This is a genomic window from Polyangium sp. 6x1 (assembly GCF_029946515.1).
In the GTDB taxonomy this organism is placed as follows: Bacteria; Myxococcota_A; Polyangia; order Polyangiales; family Polyangiaceae; genus Polyangium.
Map to the genome: position 1 here is coordinate 96,486 of NZ_JARZHH010000041.1, position 6,982 is coordinate 103,467.

The 6,982-nt window shown below is 67.5% G+C and carries 4 protein-coding genes and 2 pseudogenes; 4 read left to right on the top strand and 2 right to left on the bottom strand.

Annotated features, from left to right (window positions below):
* Positions 1 to 839 precede the first annotated feature (839 nt).
* The 4 genes and pseudogenes from QHF85_RS49835 to QHF85_RS31635 form a co-directional block, all read left to right on the top strand.
* Positions 840 to 1,487 (top strand): annotated as a pseudogene (locus QHF85_RS49835) (zinc metalloprotease); the annotation flags it as partial.
* A 1,032-nt stretch (positions 1,488 to 2,519) separates the two neighbouring features.
* Complete coding sequence (locus QHF85_RS31625) at positions 2,520 to 3,443, top strand: hypothetical protein (RefSeq protein ID WP_281331102.1); 924 nt, start codon at positions 2,520 to 2,522, stop codon at positions 3,441 to 3,443.
* 66 nt (positions 3,444 to 3,509) lie between these two features.
* Positions 3,510 to 4,358, top strand: a complete 849-nt coding sequence (locus tag QHF85_RS31630) for a hypothetical protein (protein ID WP_281331103.1) — start codon at positions 3,510 to 3,512, stop codon at positions 4,356 to 4,358.
* A 350-nt stretch (positions 4,359 to 4,708) separates the two neighbouring features.
* Positions 4,709 to 5,167 (top strand): hypothetical protein, encoded by a 459-nt coding sequence (locus QHF85_RS31635; RefSeq protein ID WP_281331104.1) that lies wholly within the window; start codon positions 4,709 to 4,711, stop codon positions 5,165 to 5,167.
* A gap of 201 nt (positions 5,168 to 5,368) precedes the next feature.
* Here QHF85_RS31635 and QHF85_RS31640 read toward each other — a convergent pair whose 3' ends face one another.
* Positions 5,369 to 5,638: a hypothetical protein gene (locus QHF85_RS31640; protein ID WP_281331105.1), complete on the bottom strand. Its 270-nt coding sequence runs from the start codon at positions 5,636 to 5,638 to the stop codon at positions 5,369 to 5,371.
* A 550-nt stretch (positions 5,639 to 6,188) separates the two neighbouring features.
* Positions 6,189 to 6,982: pseudogene (locus tag QHF85_RS31645) on the bottom strand (hypothetical protein); the annotation flags it as partial.

A 6,982-nucleotide genomic window follows, 5' to 3' on the forward strand; every position in this document is an offset into this window, starting at 1 on the left:
GTCTTCGCAGCGAATTCGGCGTGGACGACGCGCGTGTGCCGCGTCAACGGACGCGATGCACCGCCTTCGTCCAGCCAGCAACGCCGCAGCGTGCCCTACCTCGACTCGTGCCGGCGCGACGTTCGCGCCCTCACCCAGCGACGAGACGACAGGAAGCTAGCGTGGAATGCGAACCCGGCAAGGAGAAATGGAACGGGTCGAGAACACGATACAGGGTGGAACGGCTGTGGAAACCGAAGATTCCACTGCCCATTCGTTGACATCGGCATTCCGACGCACCCGCCTCTGCTCCATTTCCCTCACCCCGAGCCCCACGCCCGCCCCGATTCTCACCAGCCATTTCTGCGCCCGGCCCTCCGGCGCGGCCCGATGCGACCGTCCTTCCCGCCCGCAACCTGCCGCCTGCCGCGCCGCGACATATCCGCCCGGTCCGACGTCCCTCCTGAAAACTTTCACCTCGGCGCGGCCTCCGGGCCCTCCATGGCGTCCTGCCGATACGACTTCCGTTGAGGCCACACGTGCAGGTCTGATAGTTTTCCCGCCTGTCGCTTCCCTGAACCAAGGAGGGAATTTCCATGAAACGAGCCCATCACGTGGTGGCCCTCGGGGGCCTCTTCTTCGGAGCTGCTTCATTTGGCGCTGGTTGCGCCGCGGACGACGGCACGACAGGCGACGTCGACGACGATCTCGTCGGCGACGAGAGCTCCATGGATCCGGCCGCGCGCCCCACGCGCGCGTGTGGCGTCGTCGACCTCCCCGAGGACGAGCTCTTGCGCGTCGAGGGGGAGTTCGAGCGGATCAAGGTCGTACGTCCGGAAAACGCCTTCACCGGCCCGACGACGATCCCCGTGTACTTCCACGTCATCAACAAGGGCACGGGGATCTCGAACGGCGACATCCCGCAGAGCCAGATCGACGCGCAGATGACGGTGCTCAACAACGCGTACGCGAGCGCCGGATTCAAGTTCCAGCTCATCTCGGTCGACCGGACGACGAACTCGACCTGGTACACGATGAGCCCCGACACGTCGGCCGAGACGAACGCGAAGACCGCGCTCCGCAAGGGCGGCAAGGACGCGCTCAACGTTTACACGGCGAACCTCGGCGGCGGCCTGCTCGGCTGGGCGACGTTCCCGTCGAGCTACACGAGCCAGCCCAGCAAGGACGGCGTCGTGCTCCTGTTCTCCTCCGTCCCCGGCGGGACCGCGTCGCCCTACAACGAGGGCGATACGGGCACGCACGAGGTCGGCCACTGGCTCGGCCTCTACCATACGTTCCAGGGCGGCTGCGCGTCCCCGGGCGATTCGGTCTCGGATACGCCGCCCGAGTCCTCGGCGGCGAGCGGCTGTCCGTCGGGCCGCGATACCTGCTCCGGCGGCGGGGTCGATCCGATTACGAACTTCATGGACTACACGAATGACTCGTGCATGAATACGTTCTCGGCGGGCCAGATCACCCGCATGCAGAGCCAATGGGACACCTACCGCGCCACGGGCTCGCCGCCGCCGCCTCCGCCTCCGCCTCCGCCCCCGCCGCCGCCGTCCGGCACGTGCGCGCATGACAAGTGCGTCACCGGCGCGGCGCTGGATGCGGCGGCGTGTGGCTCTGTGGTCGCGGCCGTCTGCAACGCCGACTCCTATTGCTGCACGACGGGCTGGGACAGCACCTGCGTGGGCGAGGTGTACAGCTATGGCGGCAGCGTCGCGTGCGGGACGGGCTCCTGCGCGCACAGCCTGTGCACCACCGGCACCAAGCTCACGAAGGGCTGCGATCCGAACGGCGTCGTGACGACGATCTGCAATGCAGATTCTTATTGCTGCAACTCCAGCTGGGACGCGACCTGCGTGAACGAGGTCGCGACCATCGCCGGCAAGACCTGCAACTGAAGCGGCGGGGAGCGGGGGACGGGGGCGAGCCGAGCGGCGCCCTTCGAGATGCCCCAACCCATCTCGGATGGCCCGTCCTTCCGACCCGCCCCCTGCGTCCCCCCATCCCGCCGTCCGGGCGTCCGCCGCTTCCCCATGCCCGAACGGAGCCCCCGCGCCCGCTCCGTCCCTCGGATCGGATGCCCCCACCCATCTCGTCGCCCGCTCGTCCGGCGTCTGGCCATGCCCCCGGGCATCCCGTCGCCCGCGCGTTCGCCCCGTCGGGATGCCCCCACCCATTCCGCACGCCCGGTCGTTCGCCGGCATGGGAGCCCCCTGGGCATCTTCGCGGGCGGAGGTCCGCTCATCGAGGGGCCGCGTGGGTTTTGGGAGCGGGGGCGGAGGCGGAGGCGGAGGCGGAGGCGGAGGCGGAGGCGGAGGCGCACGCGGAGGCGGAGGCGGAGGCGGAGGCGGAGGCGGGAGTGGAAGCGGCAAGCGAAATCTGATTGTGTACTGCTCCCGCGGTCCCGCCGGATCCCGCCGCCCCGGTCACCGTCATGGGACGATCGGTTCTCGGGCGCATTGCGAGCCCCCTGCCTCGGTTTCGCTTGCCGTCCAGTCGCTCAACGTGAGATTCGATCCTCCATGCAAGCCATGACGAGACGCCGCTGGGCAATGCTCGGCGTGCTGGTGGTGGGCTTCAGTGGGGCAGGGATGACGGGGGCGTGCGGATCGAATGAGCCGGGGCCTCTCGGTTCGGGCGTCACGCCACCCGACATGGCGCCCGAATGCCCGGCGTCGATGGAAAAGCCGTGCATGCGTTACCGCATCCCGCTCGTGGGAAACCCGAGCACGGATGTCGCGCTGCGCGCCAAGTACATCGCCGCGTTCGGCACGGCCTGCTACATGTCCGAGGCAAATACGTTCGACTGCTTCTATCAGAAGTGGGAGAAGGCGTGTGCGGATGCCGTGAAGATCGGCGAGGTGTCGGGGAATGCGCCGTACGACGAGGGCTACACGTGCCAGCCCGTCGGCAACGGTGACTACACGCTGCAGATCGGCTCGGATGTCGCGAATACGCTCACGATCAACTACCAGGCCGCGCCGCGACAGACGCCGCTCATCGAGATCAACGGCGTCCCGACGGAGGTGAGCGGTCCGTACCGGAACTTGCCCGAGCCGCAGGAGCTTGGGCCGGGGATCGACTTCTACAAGAAGACCCTCGACAAGAACGGAAAGCTCGTCGACCAGCACGACCTGATCCTCCAGGTCAACCGCGACGCGCACGGCGGCAAGATTCACTCCGATCTCGCGGGCTTCATATTTCCTTGTGAGAAGGGGAAGCCAAAGCTGTGCCCCGAGCCGGACGTCCTCAACGAGCCGGCTGATTGGCGCGATGCGAAAGCGGAGGTGCACCACGTGGTCCCCATGAAGGACAAACGTTGCTGCCCGTGGGGCACGAACTCGAACAAGAACGCGGTCGTCATCTCGCACAAGCTCAACGACCATTTCACGAACAACGATCCACCTGTGGAGGAAGTGTTGCTGGTCAACCAGATCCCGCCGTACACGCCGTGAAGCGGCGAGCCCACGTTTGCGACGAGTGCGTTGACGCGGAGACGGACGTGACCTAGTTGACACACCATGATCGAACGCCCGCATCGTTTCGGTCGTCTCATGTTCGACCGCGACGCCATCGTCCGCGCCGCACTACGCGCCTACGTTGAAGGTATCCTTGCACCGCTGGACCCGCTCCGGCGCCACAGGTTCCGGGCCTCCTTCTATCCGCGTTGGCTGGGCGACCTCCAGCGGGGCGCCTTCGACAACGGCGACGGATGCGGGAACAACGACGTCGTGGCGTGGACCGAGGCGGGCGTCGTTGGTCTCGCGTTCGAGCTCGGGTGGGGTCCGATCGAGCAGCTCGGGCTGTCGGTCGACGCGGTGACGCGTGGCCCGGACGATGTGCGCGGGGCGCTGCCGGGCCTTCCGGACGAGCTTTCGCCGGCGCTCGTGATGGCCACCCGCATGCTCGGGGAGGGAAATCATGGGGAGATGCTGGCGGGCGTTGGCTTCTGGCTCTACGGCGATCGCGTCGCCGGCACGCTGTTCGACGACCCGACGCTCTGTGGCGCCGACCGGCTGGCCGCGTGGGGCTTGCTCCGAGGCGACCGGCTGCCGCGCGTTTGGGATCGAGAGAATGACGCGGAAGTGGCGGAGCTCGACCGAACGGAGGCCGCCCCCATTCACGCGATCATAGACGCAGTGACCGCCCGCGCTCTGGTTGGCCCTACGGAGCTGACGACGGACGAGCTCGCGACGCTGCTTCCCACCCCGCCCGACCCGGAGCAACTGCTTCACGCTCAACGCAAGCTTCAGAAGGTGGGCATCACCTGGCCCGGTTCGCCCGAGATCCCCCCGCTGCCGCCGCCAGGGCTCAACCCTTTTACGGGCGAACCCTTCACGGAAGCGGAAATCGATCGTTTCATCCTATGAAGGCGTAAGCTCCCACGGATCAACATTCCTCGACACAAGGCGGAAGCGGGGGCGGCAAGCGGAATCGCCTTGTGTACCGTTTTCGAGGGCCATGTTGACGTGCTTCTGGGCGCAGCATAATCTCTCGCGCGCGCATCATGGCGAACCGAGCCTATCTTCGGTGCCTTCAGGGACGGTCGAATCACGAGGTCACGGCGGCCTACAGCGTTCCGGACGCGTGGTACGACCTTTTCGGGCCCTCGGACTTCCATACCGGCAACGACTGTCCGGTGCCGGACGCCTGCAAGCCCACCACGACGTCCTATCTCCTCGCGGAAGCACCTGTTGCGCTCGCGCGGTTCGCAGAGCGGATGAAGCGCGCGAACATCAGGCTCGAAGGAGACGGCCTGACGGCCCGGGTCTACGCGTGGCTGACAACCCACTTCGCTGAGGGTTGGCTCTTCGCAGACACGACCGAGCTGGAATGGATGACGGACCCATTCGTCCCCTTCACCCGGAAACAACTCCGAAGCGCGGAGAAACGAGCGCGGCGCGAGGAGCTGACCGCCACGAAGCTGCTGGTCGAGTTCGGCTGGGGCACCGGGCTCTCTGCGAAGGAAGTGGAAGAGGAGCTCCAAAGAGCCAGACGGAATCCCCACGACGTCACGACGCTCGAAGGTCGTCCCTATCGGATCGAGGACACCTACACCGTGGGGGAAGTCGTCGCGCATCGCGTGTTCGGCTCGGGAACTGTGCGCACGGTCAAAGAGTCGACCGTCACCATTGCGTTCGCCATCGGCACGAAGACGCTCGCCCACCGCAAGGGCTGAGCGCCCGGAGGCGGAGGCGGGAGCGGGAGCGGCAAGCGAAATGTGTTTGCTCTGGGCCTCTTCGAGCGCGGCTTGCCCCTCGGCCCAGGGTTCGATCGGGGCGAGGTGCGGCGTTCCGCGCCTCACTTGGTGGAAAGTGGTGAGGCCAGCGCCAGAAAGCTATGAGGGCATGCCGGCGTCATGACGGGGTACGACGGGGAGTCACCGTTCAGCGCAAAGAGCCAGGTTGGCCCTGAAGGTGGTGAGGCAGGAGTCCACGGTCCCACATGCGGGGTCGTGCAAGACAGCAGTGAGACAGTCGGTTGTCTGCTTGTCGAGGGCCGCCTCGACACAGCCGGTCAGCGGCGGAAAGCGTTGACAGGAGGCCGGCGGGCCCCCCTGCGCGATCGCCGTGGAGGTCCCGCCGAGCAGCACCACGGACAGGCCGGCGAGGACGAACATCGAAACGGCGACACAAAACTTCTTATGCATGTCGGTATCCTCTCCCCATTGCGAGCGAATCGTCCCCCTGGCGGGAAGTGCCCGGCGGAGACTGCTTTCGAGGGGGTCTATGTCACGACGCCGAAGCCCCGCCCATAGGTGCTTTTCTGGCCTGTGGCTCCGACAGGACCGCAGGACGGCACGACGCGGGATGGATCCAATCGGGGGACAGCGCGTCAGGCGAAGCGGACGCACGTTTTCCGTCACGGGGTTCGAGTACGCCGAGGAGGTGTCCGTGTGACCGCGGCGGCGGCCTTCCGCCTGGGTCGCGGCGAACTACCAGCACAGCGAGAAGAGCCGCCCGCATGTCGCCCCCGGAAAGGGCGGCCAGGGGGCTCGAAGTGGCACCAACTCGCGCCAACAAGGCTAAACCAGCGTCAGCGCGACGAAGATCATGCGGGTTTTGCCGAGGGATGGCCCCCGAAGCGGAAGCGGAAGCGGAAGCGGAAGCGGGAGCGGGAGCGGAAGCGGAGGCGGGAGCGGCGGCGGGAGCGGCGGCGGGAGCGGCGGCGGAGGCGGGAGCGGCAAGCAGCAGCGGCGATTAGGCCGTCGGCGGCTCCGTCGTCGGCTCTTCCGCCTTCTTCGTTCGTCGCGTCGCGCGGGCGGCAGCGACGGCCTTCGCGTGCGCCATGGCGTCCGTCAGCGGCGCGAGGAGCGCGCGACCTTCGAGGGACCGCTCGACGTCTGCTGTGGATGCGCGCCACTCCACGTACTTGCGCAGCCGGCCCACCACATCGAGCCAATCGGCCTCGGCGTCCTTCCCGAGATTCACGTGATCGCCGACGTTCCCTCGCGCCGAAGCCCGCTCGGCATAGGCCAGGTCACTCTCACCGACGGCGAATTCGAGGCGGGAGAGCCATTCCAGGGGGAACGAGATCGCGGCGAGCGTCGCGGCGTGCTCTGGGGCGCGCAGGACGGCGAGGATCCGGCGGACCTCGGCGTTCTCGTCGGGGACGCGCGTGTCGAGGAACGAGCGGCCCGTGGGGAATGCGGCGGCGTGAATCCCTCGGACGGTGGCGACGTGGGGTCCGTGGCGGCGATGGCTTTCGTTGTCGAGGAAGCTTTCGATGTGGCAGGCCACGGTATCCACCTCGGCGTCGGCCTTCTCGACGCGGTCGGCATGCGCGCTGCGCGCGGCGCTGGCGGCGTATTTGCCGGCCACGTGGGCGTCGAGCCGCGCGGCGGTGGCGTCGAGCTCGGGGATGAATGCGTCGAGCGCGGGCTCGGCGGGGCCCAGCTGGGCGCGGATGACGAGGTTATCGTGCAGCTTGCGGCAGATGGTGGCTTTTTCGGCGCGGGAGAGCTTGGCGGGGGTGGTGGTCGTCGGCATGGGAG

Coding starts and splice junctions, on each gene's coding strand:
- QHF85_RS31635 (WP_281331104.1), top strand. CDS start 4,709: ATGAAGCGCGCGAACATCAGGCTCGAAGGAGACGGCCTGACGGCCCGG.
- QHF85_RS31625 (WP_281331102.1), top strand. CDS start 2,520: ATGACGAGACGCCGCTGGGCAATGCTCGGCGTGCTGGTGGTGGGCTTC.
- QHF85_RS31640 (WP_281331105.1), bottom strand. CDS start 5,638: ATGCATAAGAAGTTTTGTGTCGCCGTTTCGATGTTCGTCCTCGCCGGC.
- QHF85_RS31630 (WP_281331103.1), top strand. CDS start 3,510: ATGATCGAACGCCCGCATCGTTTCGGTCGTCTCATGTTCGACCGCGAC.